Origin of the sequence: Pannonibacter carbonis, assembly GCF_003012935.1 — a bacterium.
Classification (GTDB): Bacteria; Pseudomonadota; Alphaproteobacteria; order Rhizobiales; family Stappiaceae; genus Pannonibacter; species Pannonibacter carbonis.
Genome location: NZ_PUDR01000008.1, coordinates 149,919 through 170,780 on the forward strand (window position 1 = coordinate 149,919; position 20,862 = coordinate 170,780).

Annotated in this window: 14 protein-coding genes; 7 read left to right on the plus strand and 7 right to left on the minus strand. The window is 63.9% G+C overall.

Going from position 1 to position 20,862, the window contains the following annotated elements; genetic code table 11:
- Positions 1-31 precede the first annotated feature (31 nt).
- Positions 32-1,561, plus strand: coding sequence for a M48 family metalloprotease (locus tag C8348_RS12885; RefSeq protein ID WP_244294001.1), 1,530 nt, complete (start codon positions 32-34; stop codon positions 1,559-1,561).
- A gap of 177 nt (positions 1,562-1,738) precedes the next feature.
- Here C8348_RS12885 and C8348_RS12890 read toward each other — a convergent pair whose 3' ends face one another.
- From C8348_RS12890 to C8348_RS12910, 5 genes are all read right to left on the minus strand, one after another.
- Positions 1,739-2,608 (minus strand): RNA polymerase factor sigma-32, encoded by an 870-nt coding sequence (locus tag C8348_RS12890; RefSeq protein WP_244294002.1) that lies wholly within the window; start codon positions 2,606-2,608, stop codon positions 1,739-1,741.
- A 404-nt stretch (positions 2,609-3,012) separates the two neighbouring features.
- Entirely contained in the window at positions 3,013-3,597 is a 585-nt protein-coding gene (locus C8348_RS12895; protein WP_106753748.1) for a CarD family transcriptional regulator, read from the minus strand.
- A gap of 417 nt (positions 3,598-4,014) precedes the next feature.
- Positions 4,015-4,353, minus strand: coding sequence for a ferredoxin FdxA (gene fdxA / locus C8348_RS12900; protein ID WP_106753749.1), 339 nt, complete (start codon positions 4,351-4,353; stop codon positions 4,015-4,017).
- Positions 4,354-4,542: 189 nt separating this feature from the next.
- The gene (locus C8348_RS12905; RefSeq protein ID WP_244294008.1) at positions 4,543-4,953 is read right to left on the minus strand and encodes an RNA-binding S4 domain-containing protein; all 411 of its coding nucleotides are present in this window, start codon (positions 4,951-4,953) and stop codon (positions 4,543-4,545) included.
- Between the two features lie 38 nt (positions 4,954-4,991).
- On the minus strand, positions 4,992-8,177 hold the full coding sequence (locus C8348_RS12910; protein WP_106753751.1) for a helicase-related protein: 3,186 nt from the start codon (positions 8,175-8,177) through the stop codon (positions 4,992-4,994).
- A 730-nt stretch (positions 8,178-8,907) separates the two neighbouring features.
- Here C8348_RS12910 and pyc point away from each other — a divergent pair.
- Together pyc and C8348_RS12920 are read left to right on the plus strand one after the other, a co-directional pair.
- Entirely contained in the window at positions 8,908-12,351 is a 3,444-nt protein-coding gene (gene pyc, locus C8348_RS12915; protein WP_106753752.1) for a pyruvate carboxylase, read from the plus strand.
- 645 nt (positions 12,352-12,996) lie between these two features.
- Positions 12,997-13,758: a TSUP family transporter gene (locus tag C8348_RS12920; protein ID WP_106753753.1), complete on the plus strand. Its 762-nt coding sequence runs from the start codon at positions 12,997-12,999 to the stop codon at positions 13,756-13,758.
- 23 nt (positions 13,759-13,781) lie between these two features.
- Here the strand turns inward: C8348_RS12920 and C8348_RS12925 are convergent, their stop codons facing one another.
- Positions 13,782-14,483, minus strand: a complete 702-nt coding sequence (locus C8348_RS12925; protein WP_106753754.1) for a glutamine amidotransferase — start codon at positions 14,481-14,483, stop codon at positions 13,782-13,784.
- A gap of 51 nt (positions 14,484-14,534) precedes the next feature.
- The gene (locus C8348_RS12930; RefSeq protein WP_106753755.1) at positions 14,535-15,023 is read right to left on the minus strand and encodes a tellurite resistance TerB family protein; all 489 of its coding nucleotides are present in this window, start codon (positions 15,021-15,023) and stop codon (positions 14,535-14,537) included.
- Between the two features lie 331 nt (positions 15,024-15,354).
- Here C8348_RS12930 and C8348_RS12935 point away from each other — a divergent pair, with 331 nt between their 5' ends.
- From C8348_RS12935 to C8348_RS12950, 4 genes are all read left to right on the plus strand, one after another.
- Positions 15,355-16,617, plus strand: coding sequence for an imelysin family protein (locus C8348_RS12935; protein WP_106753756.1), 1,263 nt, complete (start codon positions 15,355-15,357; stop codon positions 16,615-16,617).
- A 352-nt stretch (positions 16,618-16,969) separates the two neighbouring features.
- Positions 16,970-18,469, plus strand: coding sequence for a di-heme oxidoreductase family protein (locus C8348_RS12940; protein WP_106753757.1), 1,500 nt, complete (start codon positions 16,970-16,972; stop codon positions 18,467-18,469).
- A 1-nt stretch (position 18,470) separates the two neighbouring features.
- Positions 18,471-19,598, plus strand: coding sequence for an imelysin family protein (locus C8348_RS12945; protein WP_106753758.1), 1,128 nt, complete (start codon positions 18,471-18,473; stop codon positions 19,596-19,598).
- A complete protein-coding gene (locus C8348_RS12950) occupies positions 19,579-20,733 on the plus strand; it encodes a DUF1513 domain-containing protein (RefSeq protein ID WP_106753759.1) in 1,155 nt (384 codons plus the stop codon). The genes C8348_RS12945 and C8348_RS12950 overlap by 20 nt, the downstream gene beginning before the upstream one ends.
- The last annotated feature ends 129 nt before the right edge of the window (positions 20,734-20,862 follow it).

Consider the following 20,862-nt stretch of genomic DNA (forward strand, 5'->3'; position numbering starts at 1 on the left):
ACAGGCGGGAAGCAAGTTGCCGGTTGAGATGATGCCCACACCGACGGAACGCCTGGAACGCAGCGCTTCGGCGCGCTCTTTTGGCAGCGGCAGGCAAGCCCTGCGCCAGGCTGTGCGAGCGACCGTGCGTGCGACCGTGCTGGTGTCGGCCATTGCCCTGCTGGCGGGCTGCCAGATGCTTGGCGGCAAGTCGGCGACCGTCGGCGTCGTGACGCCCGGAACGCTGCGGCCGGGGCTCGCCGCAGATATTGGCGAGCGCGAGCATCCACGTGTCGTGGCCACCTATGGCGGCGTCTATGAGGACGCCGGCGCGGAGCGTGCGATCGCCTCGGTCGTCGGGCGGCTGGTTGCCGCATCGGATGACCCCAGCCAGAGCTACCGTATCACCATCCTGAACTCTCCGGCTGTCAACGCTTTCGCGTTGCCGGGAGGTTATCTCTACATCACGCGCGGGCTGCTGGCGCTGGCCAATGACACATCCGAAGTGGCCGCCGTGCTGGCGCATGAAATGGCGCATGTGACTGCCAATCATGCCATCGAGCGGCAGCAGAAGGCCGAAGCGACGGAACTTGCCAACCGGGTTGTCTCGAATGTGGTGCGGGATCCGGCGCGGGCCCGTGAAGCTGTGCTGTCGTCACAATTGTCCTTTGCAAGGTTCTCGCAGGTGCAGGAGCTGCAGGCGGATGTCGTTGGCGTGAAAACGCTGGCGGGCGCCGGGTTCGACCCGTTTGCGGCGGCCCGCTTCCTGTCGTCCATGTCGCAGTTTGCAGCGCTGCAGAACGCCCGCAAGGATGGCTCCAGCGCACCGGACTTCCTGTCCTCGCACCCGACGACGCCGGAGCGCGTGACGCTGGCGGTACAGGCGGCGCGGCAGGTCGGAGCGCCCGGCATCGGGGAGCGGGACCGGACCGCTTATCTGGCCAGCATCGACGGCATGCTGTTCGGGGATGATCCGCTGGAAGGCTTCGTCCGCGGACGTGACTTCCTGCACAAAGCGCTGGGTATCGGTTTTTCTGTGCCGGCGGGCTATGTGCTGGAGAACTCGCCCGAGGCGGTGCTGGCCAGCAATGGCGCGGGCACGGCCATGCGTTTCGACGGTGCGGACCTCACGAATTACGATGACTTGCGCAAATACATGACTGCGGGCTGGATCAACGGGCTCCTGCCGGAAAGCGTGCGCGAGACCACCATCAACGGGCTTCCGGCCGTGGTCGGATCGGCAATCACGCAGGGATGGTCGTTCCGCATTGCTGTTGTCCGGATCGGGCGCAATGGCTATCGCTTCATCTTTGCCAGCCGGGATCCGAACACGGCCTTCAACCGGGAATATGAAGACACGATCCAGAGTTTCCGCCAGCTGACGCCGACCGAACGGGCGCGGCTGCAGTCGCTGCGGATCAAGGTCGTGAAAAGCCAGCCCGGCGATACTGCCCGCCAACTCGCCATCGGCATGGGCGGCATCGAACCGTCGCGGCGGCTGGAGTTCTTCTCGGTGCTGAACGGCTTCGGCCCGGATGAGGAAATCCCGGCCGGCACGGCTGTGAAGCTAGTGGTTGACTGAAGGCAAAACAGAAAGCCGGACCCTGGGATCTGGCTGAGCTTGATGACAAACCTCGGCTTCACCGAAGTCATCCCGGCTCGGCGCTGCGCTTGGCCGGGATGACCATTGAGGGTTTGTCACCAGTCTGAGCCGGACCATTGGGTCCGGCTTTTTCTTTTCGGCTTGTGAAGCGCTGCATCAGGGCATGAAGGCGAGACGGTCCGGGTGGATCTTCAGCAAGGCTGCGCGGAGTTTCTCCAGGGCGCGGTTCTCGATCTGGCGCACGCGTTCTTTCGAAATGCCCATGGTCTGGCCAATGGATTCCAGCGTGGCGCTGTCATCGCGCAGACGCCGTTCCTCAAGCACCTTGCGCTCGCGTTCGGTCAAGACGTCCATGGCAGACCGCAACCAGCGACGCTGGCGTTCGCCGTCGATGTTGTCGCTCACAAGCTCCTCCGGCAGCGGGGCATCGGCGACCAGGAAGTCCTGCCGATCCGCAGTGCCGCCATCAGCCTCGTTCAGCGGGGCATTGAGGGATGTGTCGGGGCCGGACAGGCGCGCGGCCATCAGGTCGACGTCGGAGGTCTTCACGCCCAGGGTCTCGGCGATCTGGCGGTGCATCTCGCTGTCCGGGAGGCCCTGCTGCTCGGATGCGAGCTTGGCGCGCAGGCGGCGCAGGTTGAAGAACAGGGCTTTTTGGGTCGAGGATGTGCCACCACGCACGATGGACCAGTTGCGCAGGATGTAGTCCTGGATCGAAGCGCGGATCCACCAGGTGGCATAGGTGGAGAAGCGGACTTCACGCTCCGGCTCGAAGCGGCTTGCGGCCTCGAGCAGGCCGACATGGCCTTCCTGGATTAGATCACTCATGGACAGGCCAAAGGTGCGGAAGCGGGATGCAACCGCGATGACCAGGCGCATATGCGACAGGGACAGGCGCTCGAGGGATTTCTGGTCGCCTTCAGCGCGCCATTTCACGGCAAGTGCGTGTTCTTCCTCGCGGGTCAGATAGGGGGCGGACATGGCTGCCTTGACCATGTTCCGGCGGTCGCTCATCGATGTAGACATGATGGCATCGCTCCTCATCGTTGCTGGTCCATCTACGCCGTCTCAATGACTGTAGATCAATCGCACGCGATGAATCTACGGGGTCAAGGCTCACTTTTCCGGCACTTCAGCCGTGGCGGGACGTCGCAGGCTGACCGAATGGAAACGCGGCGGGGGCGCCCGGGTTGGTAGACCGGTCGTGCCTTCATCGCTGTCATCCCGGCCAAGCGTAGCGCCGAGCCGGGACCGGAGAGCCGAGGTCTGCATGTTTCATAGAGCTTGATGCGGAAAGGCTTTGGCTCTCCGGTCCCGGATCTCCGCTTCGCTCTCGTCCGGGACGACGAATGGGGTTCGTCTGCAAGCAAAAAGGCCCGGCAGGGGTCTGCCGGGCCTTTGAATGGTCTGGTTCGGATCGAAGCTGCCGATCAGGCGGCTTCTTCCTGGTCGCCATCGGTCTCGTCGTCGACGCCATCGAGCGGCTTGGCGCGGGCCGGGGTCTTGGCGAGGTTCTGCTCGATCTGCTTGACGGCCTCGGTCTCGGAGCACTTGTTCACGGCTGCGATCTCGCGGGCCATGCGGTCGAGAGCTGCTTCATACAGCTGGCGTTCGGAGTAGGACTGTTCCGGCTGGGTGTCGGAACGGTACAGGTCGCGCACGACTTCCGAGATGGCCAGCAGGTCGCCGGAGTTGATCTTGGCTTCGTATTCCTGCGCGCGGCGGCTCCACATGGTGCGCTTGACGCGCGGGCGGCCGCGGACGGTTTCCAGGGCTTTCTTGATGGCCGGACCATCGGCCAGCTTGCGCATGCCGACAGTGACGATCTTGGCCACCGGAACGCGCAAGGTCATCTTGTCCTTTTCAAAGCTGATCACCAGCAGTTCCAGTGTATGGCCGGCGACGCTCTGCTCTTCGATGGCCATGATCTGGCCGACACCATGGGCCGGATAAACGATGTGCTCACCGGTCTTGAAACCCTGACGCTGCGCGGTCTTCTTAATCGTGGTTGCCATACGCCTTGTAACTCCTGCGCAGTTGCCGGCCCGATGGGCCGTATCATGCCGCCTCGGCGGCGGCACGTGTTTGTGTTGAAACGAAAACCGGGCGCGCGAATGCATAAGAAAAGCGCCGCACCAGTCTTTACGTCTATGGATGGTCAGTCATCGGAGACTGCGTGTCCCAGCGGGTCGCTCTTCATCTGGTTATCTGTGGTAGGCGGCAGGGCCTGACACACAATCCAGCATCGGACTGCGACCATAAAAAAACCTCCTGCGGGAGGGTGGGGACCAAAGACTGCGACGACAACTTCAGTAAGCTAGCACAAAAACCATGAAAACCAAAGCACAAAGCGCACAGGCTGTTTTCAGCCGGTGCGCCTGCATTGCTTACGCAAGGGCAGTTGGTATGTTCCGGAATGCTGTTCTACAGCCTCAGCCCTCGTTCGGACCCTTGGCGGAGAAGTGGTTCTCGAGCTTGTTCTTGACGCCGTCGAACTCGGGCGCTTCGGGCAGCGCATCCTTTTTCTCGGTGATGTTCGGCCATTTCGCCGCATATTCGGCGTTGAGCTCGATCCATTTTTCGAGGCCAGGTTCGGTATCCGGCAGGATGGCCTCGGCCGGGCATTCGGGCTCACAGACGCCGCAGTCGATGCACTCGTCCGGATTGATGACGAGCATGTTCTCGCCCTCGTAGAAGCAATCCACCGGGCAGACTTCGACGCAGTCCGTGTACTTGCACTTAATGCAGTTGTCAGTGACGACGTAGGTCATCGCGATCCTCTTGCTGATGGCCGTCCCATGGGACCGGTTCGCCCGCCCGTTGGTCGCAGGCTTTGGCCAAGGCACCGTTTCTGGGCCGCTTGGGTATCTCTTTTGGCTTTTCCTGGCAAGCAAACTAAGGCGATCCGCAGCGCCGGGAAAGAAAAGCTGGTGCGTCTCGTTGCCTCTCCGGGGATCAACTTACTCCGGATCATCCCTTCCGGGCCTCAATCCATCCAAGAAGCCGTCTGCAGGCTCTTCTGTGAAGGCATCCATGCGGCGGCGGTCGCGTTTCGTCGGGCGTCCTGAGCCCGGGTCGCGCGCGGCCACCCGCTGCGGTCTTGCGCCCTGCTCTGCCGGTGCCGGCGGGGGCGTCAGGTCCTTGTAAAGCAGTGCGGCTTCTGGCGCCGGCCCGCGACGTGTGCCAAACCCTGCAACCTCGAGCACCAGAACACGGCGATCGAGGGTGATTGTCAGTACGTCGCCCAGGCGGATCGCCTTGCTGGCGCTGTCGATCTTGTCGCGATTGACCCGGACATGACCTCCGGAGGCCAGCTTCTGCGCCAGCGTGCGCGACTTCGTGACCCTGGCGAACCAGAGCCACTTGTCGATCCGCTGTGAGGGCTGCGGGCCTGCCGAAGATGTCTGGCTCAGGACTTGCCTTTTTCCATGCTGGCCTTCAGCGCAAGCAGTGCGGCGAAGGGCGAGTTCGGATCAATCGGCTTTTCGGCGCGCGGCGCGCGGTTGGCCTGGTTGCCCTGGTCACGGTTGCCCTGGTCGCGATTGCCGTGACCCTGTGGCTTGCCGCCCTTGCGGTCATCCCGGCGCGGGCCGCCACGGCGGTCATCGCCACGCGGTGCACCATCAGGACGATTGGCGTCGTTGCGACGGCCTTCGGGACGACCGCCCTCACGCGCAGCTTCCGGCCCGCCATCGCGCTTGCCCTGATAGGGACGACGGTCGCCGCGACCCTGGCCACGGCCTTCACCCCTTGCCTCGCCCTGGCCTTCGCCCTGCGTCTGACCCTGGCCCTGGCCTTGCCCCTGGCGGCGGTTGCGGTCGCCGCCGCGACGGGCATCGCCTTCAGGCCGGCCACGACGCTCGCCGCGGCCCGGACGCCAGATGTCGATGGAGATGGTTTCCAGTTCGGGAGCATCGGCAGAAGCCTCGGCGCCCGTTTCAGCGGCAGCCTGTTCCACCGGGGCAACATCGGCAGCCGGAGCATCCTCGGAAACCGCATCGGTTGCCGGGATTTCGGCCGGAACGTCCGCAGCTTCGGCGGTCTGTTCCACCGAGGTTTCAGTCTCGACCGGTGCGGCTTCGGCAACGGCTTCGGCAGCCTTCGCTTTGGCGCTGACCGGGCGCTGGATCTCGCGCTTCTCGGCGCGGTAGCCGAGCGACTTGAGGATCTCGGCGAAGTCCTCGCCAGCACAACCGAGCAGCGATGTCATTGCCACGGTGACGGTAAAGGCTCCGCCCTGGGCGATGGCGCCATCGGGCGGCATGACGGTCGGGTCAAGCGGCTTCCAGGCAATCAGCGGACGGATGAGGTCGGCCAGACGCTCCAGGATGTCGACGCGCACGGCGCGCGGACCGCAAACGCGGAAGCCGACGACCTTGTACAGCGTCTTGTCGATCTGCGGATCGACCATGATCGAGGTACGGCCCGATGCAGACAATTGCGGCAGTTCGGCGAGGCCCGGCATGTCCGGCGTGCCATGCTTCAACGCCCAGAGCTGGGCGAGCAACTGGCTCGGCGCCGGCTTCAAAAGCGCAGGCACATAGATGTTGTAGGCGCCAAAGCGCACGCCCAGCTTGCGCATGGAGGCGCGCATGTCCTGGTCGAGCTGGCGGATTTCATTGGCGGCGTCCTGGCGTTCCAGAATGCCGAGGCTTTCATAGATGCGGAAGGCGATGCCACGGGCGAGGCCTTCAAGGCCTTCGGCATCCTTCAGATCGGTCAGCGGCTTCAGCAGCGTGCCGATATGGGCCTTGAGCCAGAGATTGACCCGCTCCTGCACCTTGTCACGGGCCGGACCCGTCAGATGCTCGTCTGCGAGCAGCACAAAACCGGGGGCAAGGGCATCCTCGCCTGCGGTCAGCTTGGCGACCGGTTCACCCTGCCAGCGAATGCTGCCTTCGCTCGACAGGACAAAATCCTCGTTCGGAGCGCGCGACAAGCGATCTGCGCGCGCCTCGATTTCGCTCGCAAGCGCCTTCTGGGCAGCGGCGCGGACGGCTTTGCCCTCCGGACTGTCCGCAACCGCATCGGGTGCGAAGCGGAAGCCCTGCAGGCGGCCAATATGCTGGCCCTCCACAAGCACGTCTCCACTCGGCGTGATTTCCGCTTCCAGCATGGCGTTCTCTCTCAAACGTCTCATCAATACGCTTGTCCGCCTGTCAACGAAACGCTGGGTCAAGCGTTCGTGCAAGGCGTCCGACAGTCTGTCTTCTATGCCGCGGGTGACGCCCTGCCAGTGGGCAGGGTCCTTCAGCCAGTCGGCACGGTTGGCTACGAACGTCCAGGTGCGGATATGCGCAATCCGGTTCGCCAAAGTGTCGATATCACCATCCACCCTGTCTGCGAAAGCCACTTGACGCTGAAACCAGTCATCGTCGACGTGGCCGTTGCGCACGAGCAACGTGTAAAGTTGCGTCAAGAGGTCCGCGTGGTTGGCAGGCGCTATCTTCCGGTAGTCCGGAACCTGGCATACATCCCATAGCAGTTCGATGCGTGCCTGTGCACGCGCCATGTCGCGGATGTCGGTATCGCGGGCGGCGTGTTCAAGGGCGAGAATGTCATCGCCGACCGGTGCCCGGGTGAGGCCCTCCTCGCGCGGCGGCTGGTCAAGGCTTTCGCGCAAGCTGACCAGCGAGGAAAAGTCGAGCTGGCTGTTGCGCCACTGCAGCACTTTCAGCGAATCGAAGCGATGGCTTTCGATGGCCTCGACCAGATCGTCGTCGAGCGGATCGACGCGGCCAGTGACGCCAAATGTGCCGTCGCGCATGTGACGTCCGGCGCGGCCGGCGATCTGGGCCATCTCCGATGGGCTGAGGGCCCGGTACTGGTAGCCGTCGTACTTGCGGTTACCGGCAAAGGCGATGTGGTCGACATCCAGGTTGAGGCCCATCCCGATGGCATCGGTGGCCACGAGATAGTCGACATCGCCGTTCTGGAACAGTTCGACCTGGGCATTGCGCGTGCGCGGGCTGAGCGAGCCGAGGACCACGGCTGCGCCGCCGCGCTGACGCCGCACCAGTTCCGCGATGGCGTAGACTTCCGAGGCAGAAAAGGCGACGGCGGCCGACCTCGGGGGCAGGCGGGTGATCTTTTTCGAGCCGGCGTAGGTGAGCACTGACATGCGCGGCCGGGTGACCACGTTCAGGCCCGGAATCAGCTTTTCCAACAGGGGGCGGACCGTGGCCGCTCCGAGCAGAAGCGTTTCAGAGCGACCACGCAGGTTGAGAATGCGATTGGTGAAGACGTGGCCGCGATCCAGATCGGCGGCGAGCTGCACCTCGTCGATGGCGACAAATTCGGTGTTGAGGTCGAGCGGCATCGCCTCGACCGTCGAGACCCAGAAGCGCGGCGACTTCGGGATGATCTTTTCCTCGCCCGTGATCAGGGCGACGGCTGCCTCGCCCGCGCGGGAGACAAGCCGTGTGTAGACCTCCCGCGCCAGAAGGCGCAGCGGCAGGCCGATGAGGCCGGAGGGCTGGGCCAGCATCCGTTCGATGGCCAGATGCGTCTTGCCCGTGTTGGTCGGGCCAAGCACAGCGGTCACGGTTCTGGACCGGGCGGCCGGTGGCAACGGCAAGGTCTTGATGGAAGGCATTGCGGCGGGTGCTTTGTTCCGGCCTTGCAGGTTGCGGCCTTGCAGTGGAGGGGTCGGCCGGTCCCGGAGGACGCGGGCCAGACCGCAGAAGAAGGCTTCCCTGCAGCAGCTTTTCTGGCAAGGAAGCCGGGTCGTGGCTGTCTAGCACAGGCTTTGCGGCTCTGTCCCCCTCTCATTTTGGCGGCTCTGAAGGGGGAGTTCCGATGCACGCGGAACGAGTCTGGAACAAAGCGCGCCCGAATCGCTGACATCGTCTGATTCAGGATTTGTTCCCTACGATATGTAGTTGTCGGGTCAGGGTGCGCCACGAAATCATGAATCTGCTCAAGGATTTGGCGCGATTTCCCGAGAAGTGAGGCGACTCGCGCCGGGTGCCGTCAAGTGTCAAGATCGGGTTAATCTGCCAGGTGATTTTGCAACCCGCATCTGCTACCTGTGGGGCTATTGGTGAACACAGCACGGACGAATCGCTGACCTGGCGTTGTTCCGGACTTGTTCTGTCTGGATCTGGTGTCCCTTGCTGGGGCAGCTACCAGATGAGCGCAGCGTATCCGGCTCGGTTTCTGATGTAACCAATCTTGCCGCGCGAACTATTAAGGAAACTGTCCCATTTCAGGGCGCAAAGGCGTCAGAAGAGATCATCGACCGGAAGGTCAGTGATACTGGCCCTTTCCTTGCACATCATCCCTTTGTATGAGTTGTCGCCATCAATCCAAGGGAGGGTACGGGCTTGAGCATCCGCAAGATACTTGTCGCCAACCGGTCAGAAATCGCAATTCGTGTATTCCGTGCGGCCAATGAGCTTGGCCTGAAAACCGTGGCCATCTTTGCGGAGCAGGATAAACTCGCCCTGCACAGATTTAAGGCAGACGAAGCCTATCAAGTAGGCAAAGGTCTCGGTCCCATCGAGGCCTATCTGTCGATCGACGAAATTATCCGCGTTGCCAAGCTGTCCGGCGCCGATGCAATCCATCCCGGCTACGGCTTCCTGTCCGAAAGCCCGGAATTCGCCGAGGCCTGTGCCCAGAACGGCATCATCTTCATCGGCCCGAAGCCGGACACCATGCGCCGGCTCGGCAACAAGGTGGCCGCGCGCAACCTCGCCATCGAGGCTGGCGTGCCGGTGATGCCGGCGACCGATCCGCTGCCGGACGACATCGAAGAGATCAAGAAGCTCGCCGCCGGCATCGGTTATCCGGTGATGCTGAAGGCATCCTGGGGCGGCGGCGGTCGCGGCATGCGCGTCATCCGTGACGAGGCGACGCTGGTGCGCGAAGTCGTTGCCGCCAAGCGTGAGGCCAAGGCCGCCTTCGGCAAGGACGAGATCTATCTGGAAAAGCTGGTCCAGCGCGCCCGTCACGTCGAGGTGCAGATCCTGGGCGATAGCCACGGCAACCTCGTCCACCTGTTCGAGCGTGACTGCTCGATCCAGCGGCGGCACCAGAAAGTGGTCGAGCGCGCGCCGGCGCCTTATCTCGCCGAAGACCGTCGCAAGGAACTGTGCGACTACGGCCTGAAGATCGGCCGTGCGGTGGACTATTGCGGTGCGGGTACGGTCGAGTTCCTGATGGATGCCGACACGGGCGCGATCTACTTCATCGAAGTGAATCCGCGCGTGCAGGTCGAGCACACGGTGACCGAACAGGTGACCGGCATCGATATCGTGAAGGCACAGATCCGGATCGCCGGGGGGGCTGCTATTGGAACCGAGGCCAGCGGCGTGCCGGTGCAGGCGGATGTGCGCCTCAACGGCCATGCCCTGCAGTGCCGCATCACCACGGAAGATCCGGAACAGAACTTCATCCCGGATTACGGCCGCATCACCGCCTATCGCGGCGCGACCGGTTTTGGCATCCGTCTGGACGGTGGCACCGCCTATTCCGGCGCGGTGATCACCCGTTTCTATGATCCGCTGCTGGAAAAGGTCACCGCCTGGGCACCGAGTGCCGAGGAAGCCTGCCTGCGCATGGACCGCGCCTTGCGCGAGTTCCGCATCCGCGGCGTTGCCACCAACCTGGTGTTCCTGGAGAACATCATTGGTCACCCGGCCTTCCGCGCCAATGACTACACCACGCGCTTCATCGATGACACGCCGGAGCTGTTTGCCCAGGTCAAGCGGCAGGACCGCGCCACCAAGCTCCTGACCTACATCGCCGATGTGTCGGTGAACGGCCATCCGGAAACACGCGGCCGGCCGCGTCCGGGCAAGGATGTTGCCGATCCGGTGGTGCCGGACTTCGGCAGCGTCAAGCCTGAGGGCACACGGCAGCTGCTGGAACAGCTGGGCCCGAAGGGCTTTGCCGCCTGGATGAAGGCGCAGCCGCAGGTGCTGGTGACGGATACGACGATGCGCGACGGCCATCAGTCGCTGCTGGCCACCCGCATGCGCACCCACGACATCGTTGCCATCACGGATGCCTATGCCACCGGCCTGCCGCAGCTGTTCTCGCTGGAGTGCTGGGGCGGGGCGACCTTTGACGTGGCCATCCGCTTCCTGACGGAAGATCCGTGGGAGCGCCTGCGTCTCATCCGCCAGAAGGCGCCGAACATCCTGCTGCAGATGCTGCTGCGCGGCTCCAACGGCGTCGGCTACACCAATTATCCCGACAACGTGGTGCGCTTCTTCGTGCATCAGGCGGCCAGCGCCGGTGTCGATGTGTTCCGTGTGTTCGACTGCCTGAACTGGGTGGAGAACATGCGTGTTTCCATCGATGCGGTGCTGGAGACCGACAAGCTCTGCGAAGGTGCGCTGTGCTACACCGGTGACCTCCTGGACAGCGCGCGGCCGAAGTATGACCTGAAGTACTACGTCAATCTGGCGAAGGACCTCGAGAAGGCCGGCGCGCACATCCTCGGCGTGAAGGACATGGCGGGCCTCCTGAAGCCGGCCGCCGCGCGGGTGCTGTTCAAGGCCCTGAAGGAAGAAGTTGGCCTGCCGATCCACTTCCACACCCACGACACCTCGGGCATCGCGGCGGCCACTGTTCTGGCGGCGGTCGAGGCCGGCGTCGATGCGGTCGACGGGGCGATGGATGCCTTCTCCGGCAACACGTCGCAGCCGTGCCTCGGCTCCATCGTCGAGGCGCTGAAGGGCTCGGACCGCGATCCCGGCCTTTCGGCCGAAGCGATCCGCCGCATCTCGTTCTACTGGGAAGCCGTGCGCAACCAGTATGCGGCCTTCGAGAGCGACCTGAAGGGCCCGGCGTCGGAAGTCTACCTGCATGAAATGCCTGGCGGACAGTTCACCAACCTGAAGGAACAGGCCCGCTCGCTCGGCCTCGAGACCCGCTGGCACGAGGTGGCGCAGGCCTATGCCGACGCCAACATGATGTTCGGCGACATCGTCAAGGTGACGCCGTCGTCCAAGGTGGTCGGTGACATGGCGCTGATGATGGTCAGCCAGGGCTTGACCGTTGCCGATGTCGAAAATCCGGACAAGGACGTGGCTTTCCCGGATTCCGTGGTGCAGATGCTGCGCGGCGATCTTGGTCAGCCGCCTGCCGGCTGGCCGCAGGCACTGCAGGCCAAGGTGCTGAAGGGCGATGCCCCGATCACCGCGCGACCGGGCTCGCTGCTCAAGACGGAAGACCTGGAAGCACGGCGCAAGGAAGCGGCCGAGAAGACCGGCATGGACATCGACGACCACGCACTGGCGTCCTACCTCATGTATCCGAAGGTCTTCACCGACTTCGCCAAGGCACAGAGCCAGTATGGCCCGACCTCGGTGCTGCCGACGCCGGCCTATTTCTACGGGCTGGAAGCGGGCGACGAACTGTTCATCGAGCTGGAGCCGGGCAAGACCCTCGTGGTCCGCTGCCAGGCGTTTGGCGAGACCGACGAGCAGGGCGAGAAGAAGGTGTTCTTCGAGCTGAACGGCCAGCCGCGCATCGTCAAGGTGCCGGATCGCGCCCATGGTGCCGCTGGCGCCGCCCTGCGCCGAAAGGCGGAAGTTGGCAACGAGGCGCATGTGGGCGCGCCGATGCCGGGCGTCGTGTCGACCGTTGCCATTGCCGCTGGTCAGGCGGTCAAGGCCGGCGATGTGCTGCTGTCGATCGAGGCCATGAAGATGGAAACCGCCCTGCATGCGGAGCGCGATGGCACCATTTCGGAAGTGCTGGTGACGCCGGGCAGCCAGATTGACGCCAAGGACCTGCTGGTCGTCTACAAGGCGTGAGTCTGGATGTAATTCTGGTCTGACCGGAACAAGACGACAGGGGAGGCCGGTGGGCTGGCCTCCCCTCAGACTACTGACAAACCCTCTATGGTCATCCCGGACGCAGCGAAGCGGAGATCCGGGACCGGAGAGCCAAAGTCTCTTCGGGATGAACTCATTGAAACATTGAGGCCTCGACTCTCCGGTCCCGGCTCGGCGCTACGCTTGGCCGGGATGACTTCGGTGAGGTAGAGGTTTGTCATCAACCTCAGGGGAGGCCGGTGGTCTCCCCTTTTTTGTTGGCTCTGCTTCAGTTTTGCAGCGCTCGTGTAGTCATCGCGGGTCTCGCGCTGCGCTTCGCCCGGGGTAACCGAGGAGGATGTGGCGGAGTATGGAGGCATGTGAATCAGATGGCCGGACTGCCCTGAGACTGCTACAGCTCCCCGCCTTGTACGGGGATCTTTTTGGCTACTCCCGGGCTTTCGCGACGCTCTGCTGCTGGTTCGGTGCTGTGTGGATCCCCGCACAATGCGGGGATGTCCGCCGAGTGTGGCGTGGAGCCGAACCTGCAGGGGCGGTCTGCACGGACGTGACCGGGTGGAACCGCAAGGTTGAACATTGCCCTGTCCCAGCGCTGCCGGGACAGCGCGGCTTGAGGCGTCGTCGATGGAATTCTCCTACGAAATTCTCGCCATCCTGTTTGCTGTCGCACTGCTGGCCGGATGGGTGGATGCCATCGCCGGAGGTGGGGGGCTGTTGACCATTCCCGCGCTTTTGCTGGTTGGCGTGCCGCCGGCAACTGCGCTGGCGACCAACAAGTTGCAGGGCAGCTTCGGCGCAATGACGGCAGCGGTCTATTTCATCCGGCGCAAGATGGTGTCGGTGCGCGCAAACCTCTTGCCGATTGCCGCGATTGCCATTGGTTCGATGTTTGGCGGCTGGGTGCTGCAACAGATCAACGCGGACATTCTCGTCCTGTTCATTCCAGTGCTGCTCGTTTCGATCGGCCTCTATTTCCTGTTCTTTGCCCGCAATCTTGATGAGGAACGGGAGCCGAAGATCAGTGAAACCCGATATGCAACGACGGCGGCGCCGCTGCTCGGCTTTTATGACGGGTTTTTCGGGCCGGGTACGGGATCGTTCATGGCGACGTCGCTGGTCATCTTGCGCGGCATGCCGATCCGTGTTGCAACGGCCCATGCCAAGCTGTTCAACGTCACCAGCAATCTGGCAGCGCTCGCCTATTTCGTGCTGTTCGGGAACATTGCCTGGATCGCCGGTGGCGTCATGATCCTCGGCCAGATCGGCGGGGCCTATCTCGGCGCGCATTTTGCCTTCAAGGGCGGCGCGAAGATCATCCGGCCGATCACCGTGATCATGTGCTTTGCCATGAGCATCCGGGTGCTGATCCGGATGTGGCCAGCCTGAGGCTTGCCTGAAAGGCGGACCCGTCAGGCCTTGTCGGCCCGGCCGATCCACAAGTCCAGGAAATCGTCCAGCCATTTGCGCACGGCGCCATCGAAGACGAAACGGCCGGCGAAATGGTCCTGGCGGCCCTGTGCGCCGGGCTGCGCCATGCGCGGCGCACCCTTCGTGGTCCAGCGCACCATCATGGCGTGAGTCAGTTCGGGATGAAACTGGATGCCATAGGCTCGCGGACCGACGCGGATGGCCTGGTTGGGATAGGTGTCGCCCGTTGCCAGCAGATCTGCACCGCGCGGCAGGTCAAAGCCCTCGTTGTGCCATTGATAGACCTTGCCGGGCCAGGACATCAGCGACTTGCCTGTCTCGGTCGGGTGCAGCGGATAGTAGCCGATTTCCACCTCCTCGCGGGGGTGCGCGGCGACCTTGCCACCGAGATGGCGGACCATCATTTGCGCGCCAAGGCAGATGCCGAGAAATGGCTTCTGCTCTTTCAGTGGAACGCCGATCCAGTCGATTTCCCGGCTGATGTAGGCGTCCGGGTCGTTGGCGCTCATTGGGCCGCCGAACACCACGGCACCGGCATGGTGCTGCATGTCGGCCGGCAAGGGATCGCCGAAGCGCGGGCGGCGGATGTCGAGGCTGAACCCGCGCCGGACAAGTTCCTGGCCGACACGTCCCGGTGTCGACGTTTCCTGGTGCAGGACAATCAATACGCGCTTGTCTGTCATGTCTGGCCGCTGGAACGGCTGATCCGACTGGGGTCCCTGTGGGGGCGTGGATCAGCTGTTGCTGGTGTCGGTTGCGTCGGTGTGATCCTGCTCCCGGGCGACCTTCTGGCGCAAGGCAATCCGGTCACGCGACGAGACGCCCAGCAGTTCTGCCACACGCCAGACCGTGTTGTCCTCGAACTCGTGCACATGGCCGTCAGCGTAGGCGATCTGCCACATCATCTCGATGATGGCATGGCGTTCAGTCTCATCCGTCTTGCGCTTGAGGATCGAGGTGAAGCCGTAGAGATCGACTGCCTCGTTGTCCCGATCCGTCGCGAGCTTGATCAGCTCCTCGGTGTCCTCGTCGGTCAGCTCGTAATGCTGCTTCAAGATGTTGGTCAGCTTCGTCTGCTCGGCCGGATCCATATCGCCGTCGACACTGATGACGTGGATCAGCAACGCGGCAACGGCGAGGCGCTGGTCGTCGTCGGCAAAGGTGAGCGCTTCGGTTTCTCCGAAGGTGACTTCCCTGATGAAGCGCTTGATCGATGAGAGCATTCGTTCCGTCCGTCCTTGAAAACCAACTCTGTTGCCGCCGGAATCCGGGTAAATGGCCTTCAGGGTTGCAGCATAAGGCATAATCCTTACGGAGCCTTTTTATATGGCGCTTTGGAGGCAGTTTGCGAATGACTTGCGGCACTTAGGACACAGTGCAAGATCAGAGGTCCGTTTAGATGTATTCTAAACTATTGATTTTTCGACCCTATTAACTTGACACTGCGTCTCAGGAATTGTTTGGATCCCGCACCAGGTTCCGGCATTCGGCCTCTGCGGCAGTGTGCCTTGCGGAGGTTGACCGGAGCTGTTCCCTTCAAATGGAGATCAATCCATGTTCCGCTCGCTTCGCCTCGCCCTCGTTGCGGCCACTGCGTTGAGTGCTTTCCCGGCCGTTGCCAAGGACGTAGCTCCTGCCGATGTGCTTGCGACCTATCAGGATGTCGCTGCTGCTGCCTACGCGGACTCCCTTGCCGGTGCCAAGGCGCTGAAGGTGGCGGTTGATGCCCTTGTCGCCAAGCCGTCGGACGAGACGCTGGCCGCCGCCCGCAAGGCCTGGATCGCGGCGCGCAACCCTTACCAGCAGACGGAGGCGTACCGGTTCGGCAACGCCATCGTCGATGACTGGGAAGGCAAGGTGAATGCCTGGCCGCTGGACGAAGGCCTGATCGACTACGTCGATACCGCGTCCTATGGCGACAGTTCGGAAGAGAACGCTTTCTTTGTTGCCAATGTGATCGCCAATCCGACCCTGAAGGTTGGCGGTGTCGAGATCGACGCCAGGGAGATCACCCCGGCGTTGCTTGCCGAGAAGCTGCAGGAGGCCGGCGAGGTCGAGGCGAATGTGGCCACCGGCTATCACGCCATCGAGTTCCTGCTCTGGGGCCAGGACCTGAACGGCACCAAGGCCGGTGCCGGCAATCGCCCGGCCACGGACTTCGATATTGCCAAATGCACGGGCGGAAATTGTGAGCGCCGGATCGCCTATCTGAAAGCGGCGACGGATCTGCTGATTTCCGATCTGGAGGAAATGGCCAAGGCATGGGCGCCCGGCGGCGCAGCCCGGATGGAACTGAAGGCGAAGGGTGAGGCTGGCGGTCTGGCGACGATCCTGACTGGAATGGGATCGCTGTCCTATGGCGAACTGGCCGGTGAGCGCATGAAGCTCGGCCTGATGCTGAACGACCCGGAAGAGGAGCATGACTGCTTCTCCGACAACACCCACATGTCGCACTACAATGACGTCATCGGCATCCGGAACGTCTACTTCGGCACTTACGGCGGCAAGGTTGTCGGTGCGTCGCTGGCGGATTTGGTCAAGGCAAAAGACCCGAAGCTGGCCGAGGAGATGCAGGCTAAGCTGGACAAGACGCTGGCTGCCTTCGAAGCCTTGAAGACGCGGGCGGAAACGGTCGAGGCCTATGACCAGATGATCGGTGAAGGCAACAAGGACGGCAATGCCGTGGTGCAGGCTGCAATTGACGCGCTGGTGGACCAGACAAAGTCGATCGAACGCGTGGTTGCGACACTTGGTCTGGAAGCGATTGCGTTTGAAGGCTCCGACAGCCTCGACAATCCGACGGCAGTGTTCCAGTAAATCACTGTGAAATTTCCGGGCGGCGGACGGCCGCCCGGGATGCTGCCGGTGGTGAGAGGGATCCCGGCTGGCCACGGATGCGACCGGGGTGGTCCTGAAAATGACACATGATGTTCTGGGTGGGCTTGCTGCGCGGCATTCGTCAACGTGGACGAATGGCAGCAGTTCCGTGGGGTTCGGCGCAACACCTTGCTTTTTTGGGGAGGAGCCCCCCACCCCCAGCCCCTCCCCACGAGGGGGAGGGGAGCTGAGGGGCTCTCGCCCGGATCGTCTCCGAGATTTGTCGCAGGGCCTGTCTGCCCCCCTCCCCCTCGTGGGGAGGGGTTGGGGGTGGGGGGCTCGGGCGATCAAGATGACCGCAGGCCTCGCCGCGGCGTGCCTGTTGGCCCTCCCGGCTTATGCCCAGGACCTGTCCCACCGCACCGACCTGACGGAAGCGGACCGGGCGCGGGTTGGCGAGATCCTGAAAGCGCCGGAGGATTTCTCCAGGGCTGAAGCATTCGAGGCCATGAGCGCCGGGGCGGCGACGTCGAAGAAGCGCATCAACCGCGACTCCTTCTCGCATCCGACGGCCAATCTGAGTTTCGAAGAGCAGCAGACGTTCCGGATCGGCAACGGTATCTTCCGCAAGCTCTGGGTGGCAGCGCCCTCGTCAACACAGGCCTCCGACGGGCTGGGGCCGCTCTACAACGCCCGTTCCTGTCAGGGGTGCCACCTGAAGGATGGCCGGGGCCAGCCGCCTCTGCCGGGTGACGAGGCCGTGTCCTTGTTCTTGCGGCTCTCCGTGCCGCCGCGCACCGACGCCGAGCGGGAGGCGCTGGCTGCGCGCAAGATCCAGTCTGTGCCGGAGCCAACCTATGGCGGCCAGTTCCAGACCTTTGCCGTGACCGGTCTGCCTGGCGAAGGCCGGATGTCGATCACGCATGAAGACATCCCGGTGACGCTGACCGGCGGCGAGGTCGTGACGCTGCAGAAGCCGGTCTATGCCGCCGTTGATCTCAACTATGGCCCGATGCAGCCGGACACGATGATCTCGCCGCGCGTGGCGCCGCCGATGATCGGTCTGGGGCTCTTGGAGGCGATCCATCCAGGCGATATCCTGGCAAAAGCCGACCCGGAGGACCGGGATGGCGACGGGATATCCGGCCGGCCGAACCTGGTGCTTGATCCAAAGACCGGAGAGACGGTGCTTGGCCGGTTTGGCTGGAAGGCGACGACGCCCAATGTCCGCGTCCAGAGTGCCGGAGCGTTTTCCGGCGACATCGGCATTTCAACGCCGGATCATCCCGATCCACATGGCGATTGCACGACCGCGCAGACCGCCTGCCGCGCCCAGCCGACCGGCGAACAGGAGCGGCTGGGGCTGACGGAAGCGCCCGATCCGGTGATGGATCTGGTGACCTTCTACTCGGAAAACCTGGCGGTGCCGGCGCGGCGCAAGGTGGATGACCCGCAAGTGCTGCGCGGCAAGGCGCTGTTCAGCACGCTGGGCTGTGCCTCCTGCCATACGCCGAAATATGTCACCTCGCGCGAGGCGGCCAATCCGGCGCACCGGTTCCAGCTGATCTGGCCCTACACCGACCTGTTGCTGCATGACATGGGCGCGGGACTGGCGGACAACCGGCCGGACGGGGACGCGGATGGCCGGGAATGGAAGACGCCGCCACTGTGGGGCATCGGCTTGACGGAAACGGTGAGCGGGCATACGCGTTTCCTCCATGACGGCCGCGCAAGGTCTCTACTGGAAGCCGTGCTGTGGCATGGCGGCGAGGCGCAGGCCGCGCGCGACGGCGTCGTTGCCCTTGCGCCCGATGACCGCGCGGCGCTGATCCGCTTCCTGGAGTCGCTGTAACATGTTGAGAATCCCCGCCGCGCTCGTTGCCCTGTCCCTGCTGACGGCCGGGGGCGCGCGTGGTGAAACGACTGTTCAGCCTGTTCAGGTCGGGCAGCCGGCTCAGGTTGCGGCTACCTACGGGGATTATGCGCGCGCGAGCCTTGAGGGCTACATCCGTCCGGCGATGGGACGGTTTGCCACTGATGCCGCACGGCTGCCCGATGCCGTGCAGGGGGCTTGCGTGGACGGTGATGACAGCGCCCGCGAGGAATTCCGCGCGGTGTACGGGGCAACGCTGGCGTCCTTTGCCCGAATCAGCTTTCTGCGGTTCGGCCCTCTCGCGGAAGGTAACCGGCTGGAGCGGCTGGCCTTCATGCCGGATGCGCGTGGTGTTGCCCAGCGACAGGTGCGCAAGATCCTGGCCGACAGGGATCCGACCGCTGCGACCGCAGAGCAGCTTGCTGGCAAGAGCGTGGCCGTGCAGGGGCTGACGGCCCTTCAGCTCGTTGCCTTTGATGACGCTGGAGCCGTAATGCTGGGCGGGCAGGGAGAGGATGCTGGTTTTGCCTGTGCCTATTCTCTCGCCATTGCCACGAATGTCGCGACCATCGCCGGCGAGCTGACCCGGGACTGGGCTGACCCGGCCGGTTTTTCCGGGGAACTGCTTGGCCCCGGGCCTGAACGGCCACGTCTGAAGAGCGAGAAGGAAGCGGCGGAGCTGATCTTCAACGCACTGGTCACCGGCTTCGTAATCGTCCGCGATCAGGATCTGTTGCCGGCGCTGGCGAGCGGACCGGACAGTGCAAAGCCAGGACGCCTGCCCTTTGCTCGCTCCGGCTTTACGCTGGCCTATCTGTCGGCGGAGATCGGCGGGCTGGCAGAGGCGCTGGAAGCGGGCGGCTATGAGCGCGGGCTCGACAGCGAGGGTGTCTGGATCCCGGCTTCGCTCGAGTTCGAGTTCGGCAATGCGCTGAAGATGCTGGCACGCCTGCGCGAGCCGATGCGCGTGACCCTTGCCGAGCCGGAAACGCATGCCGGACTGTCCAATGTTGCGCTCGTGCTGAAAGGCCTGCGCGACACGGTGGCGCTCAATCTCGCCGGGTCGCTGAACCTTTCCGGAGGCTTCAATGCGCTGGACGGGGACTGAGGCGGCGGTTCTGAACCGCCGCAGCTTTCTCTCCGGCCTTGCCGCAGCCGGTCTCCTGCCGCTGTTGCCGGATCGCGCGGCGGCGGCTCTCGGGGCGGGAGATCCGGATGAACCGCTTTTTGCCAGCGCGCGGCGCAATGCGGACGGACGCCATGCCGTCGCGATCCTGACGGCTGACGGCCGGGACGTGCTGGACGTGCCGCTGCCCGACCGGGGCCACGGCATCGCCCTGTCGCCGGACCGCAGCCGCTTCGTCACCTTCGCACGCCGGCCGGGCCAGTTCCTGATGCTTGTCGACCGCGAAGAACGGCAGGCGCCACAGGTGACGAGCGCCGAACTGGGGCGTCACTACTATGGCCACGGGGTGTTTTCCGCCGACGGACGGCTGGTCTATGCGGTCGAGAACGCATTCGGCCCCGTCGGTGAGGAAACGCGCGGCCGCGTCGGCGTCTATGATGCAAGCGGCGAGCGCCTTATCCGGATCGGCGAGTTCGACACCCATGGCGTCGGGCCGCATGACATCCTGCTGGCCGAGGAGGGCCGGGTGCTGGTGGTCGCCAATGGCGGTATCGACACGCATCCGGTCACGGGGCGCGACATGCTCAATCTCGACCGGATGCAGCCGTCGATTGCCCGCATCGATGCTGCGAGCGGCGACCTGCTTGGGCTCTTCAGGCTGCCGCCGGACCTGTCTCAAGTATCATTGCGCCACATGGCGCTGGATGCGGCCGGATCAGTCTGGATCGGCGGACAGTTCGAGGGCGACGCGGGATTGACCCCGCCCCTGGTCGCCAGACTGTCGAGGGAGGGCGGCCTGTCGGTGGTGGATGTGCCCGAGGGATTGCTGAAGCGGCTCGGCAACTATGTCGGCTCGGTGGCGGTGAATGCGCCGGCCGGGCTCGTCGCCCTGTCCAGTCCGCGCGGCGGCCATGTGCTTTATCTGTCGGCCGCTGACGGAACGCCGGTCGGCAGCCATCCCATTGCTGATGTCTGCGGGCTGGCCCCGCTCGACGACGGGTTCCTGGTTTCCGATGGTGCGGGTGGCCTTGCCTTCGGCACGGGCCGCGAGCCGGCGGCTGAGCCCTATGCCCGGCCGGCGGGTGTGTCCTGGGACAATCACATGGCTGCGCTGTAGCCCAGACGCAGAGTGATGACAAACCCTTCCATCGTCTTCCCGGACGCAGCGAAGCGGAGATCCGGGACCGGAGAGCCTAGGTCTCTCCGGGATTTGCTGGATGAAAAATGGAGGTCTCGACTCTCCGGT

What these genes read in the sequence shown, in the direction of transcription:
- C8348_RS12950 (WP_106753759.1), top strand. Translation starts at nt 19,579, where the DNA reads ATGCGCTGGACGGGGACTGAGGCGGCGGTTCTGAACCGCCGCAGCTTT.
- C8348_RS12945 (WP_106753758.1), top strand. Translation starts at nt 18,471, where the DNA reads ATGTTGAGAATCCCCGCCGCGCTCGTTGCCCTGTCCCTGCTGACGGCC.
- C8348_RS12925 (WP_106753754.1), bottom strand. Translation starts at nt 14,483, where the DNA reads ATGACAGACAAGCGCGTATTGATTGTCCTGCACCAGGAAACGTCGACA.
- C8348_RS12940 (WP_106753757.1), top strand. Translation starts at nt 16,970, where the DNA reads ATGACCGCAGGCCTCGCCGCGGCGTGCCTGTTGGCCCTCCCGGCTTAT.
- C8348_RS12930 (WP_106753755.1), bottom strand. Translation starts at nt 15,023, where the DNA reads ATGCTCTCATCGATCAAGCGCTTCATCAGGGAAGTCACCTTCGGAGAA.
- C8348_RS12885 (WP_244294001.1), top strand. Translation starts at nt 32, where the DNA reads ATGCCCACACCGACGGAACGCCTGGAACGCAGCGCTTCGGCGCGCTCT.
- C8348_RS12935 (WP_106753756.1), top strand. Translation starts at nt 15,355, where the DNA reads ATGTTCCGCTCGCTTCGCCTCGCCCTCGTTGCGGCCACTGCGTTGAGT.
- C8348_RS12920 (WP_106753753.1), top strand. Translation starts at nt 12,997, where the DNA reads ATGGAATTCTCCTACGAAATTCTCGCCATCCTGTTTGCTGTCGCACTG.
- C8348_RS12895 (WP_106753748.1), bottom strand. Translation starts at nt 3,597, where the DNA reads ATGGCAACCACGATTAAGAAGACCGCGCAGCGTCAGGGTTTCAAGACC.
- fdxA (WP_106753749.1), bottom strand. Translation starts at nt 4,353, where the DNA reads ATGACCTACGTCGTCACTGACAACTGCATTAAGTGCAAGTACACGGAC.
- C8348_RS12910 (WP_106753751.1), bottom strand. Translation starts at nt 8,177, where the DNA reads ATGCCTTCCATCAAGACCTTGCCGTTGCCACCGGCCGCCCGGTCCAGA.
- C8348_RS12890 (WP_244294002.1), bottom strand. Translation starts at nt 2,608, where the DNA reads ATGTCTACATCGATGAGCGACCGCCGGAACATGGTCAAGGCAGCCATG.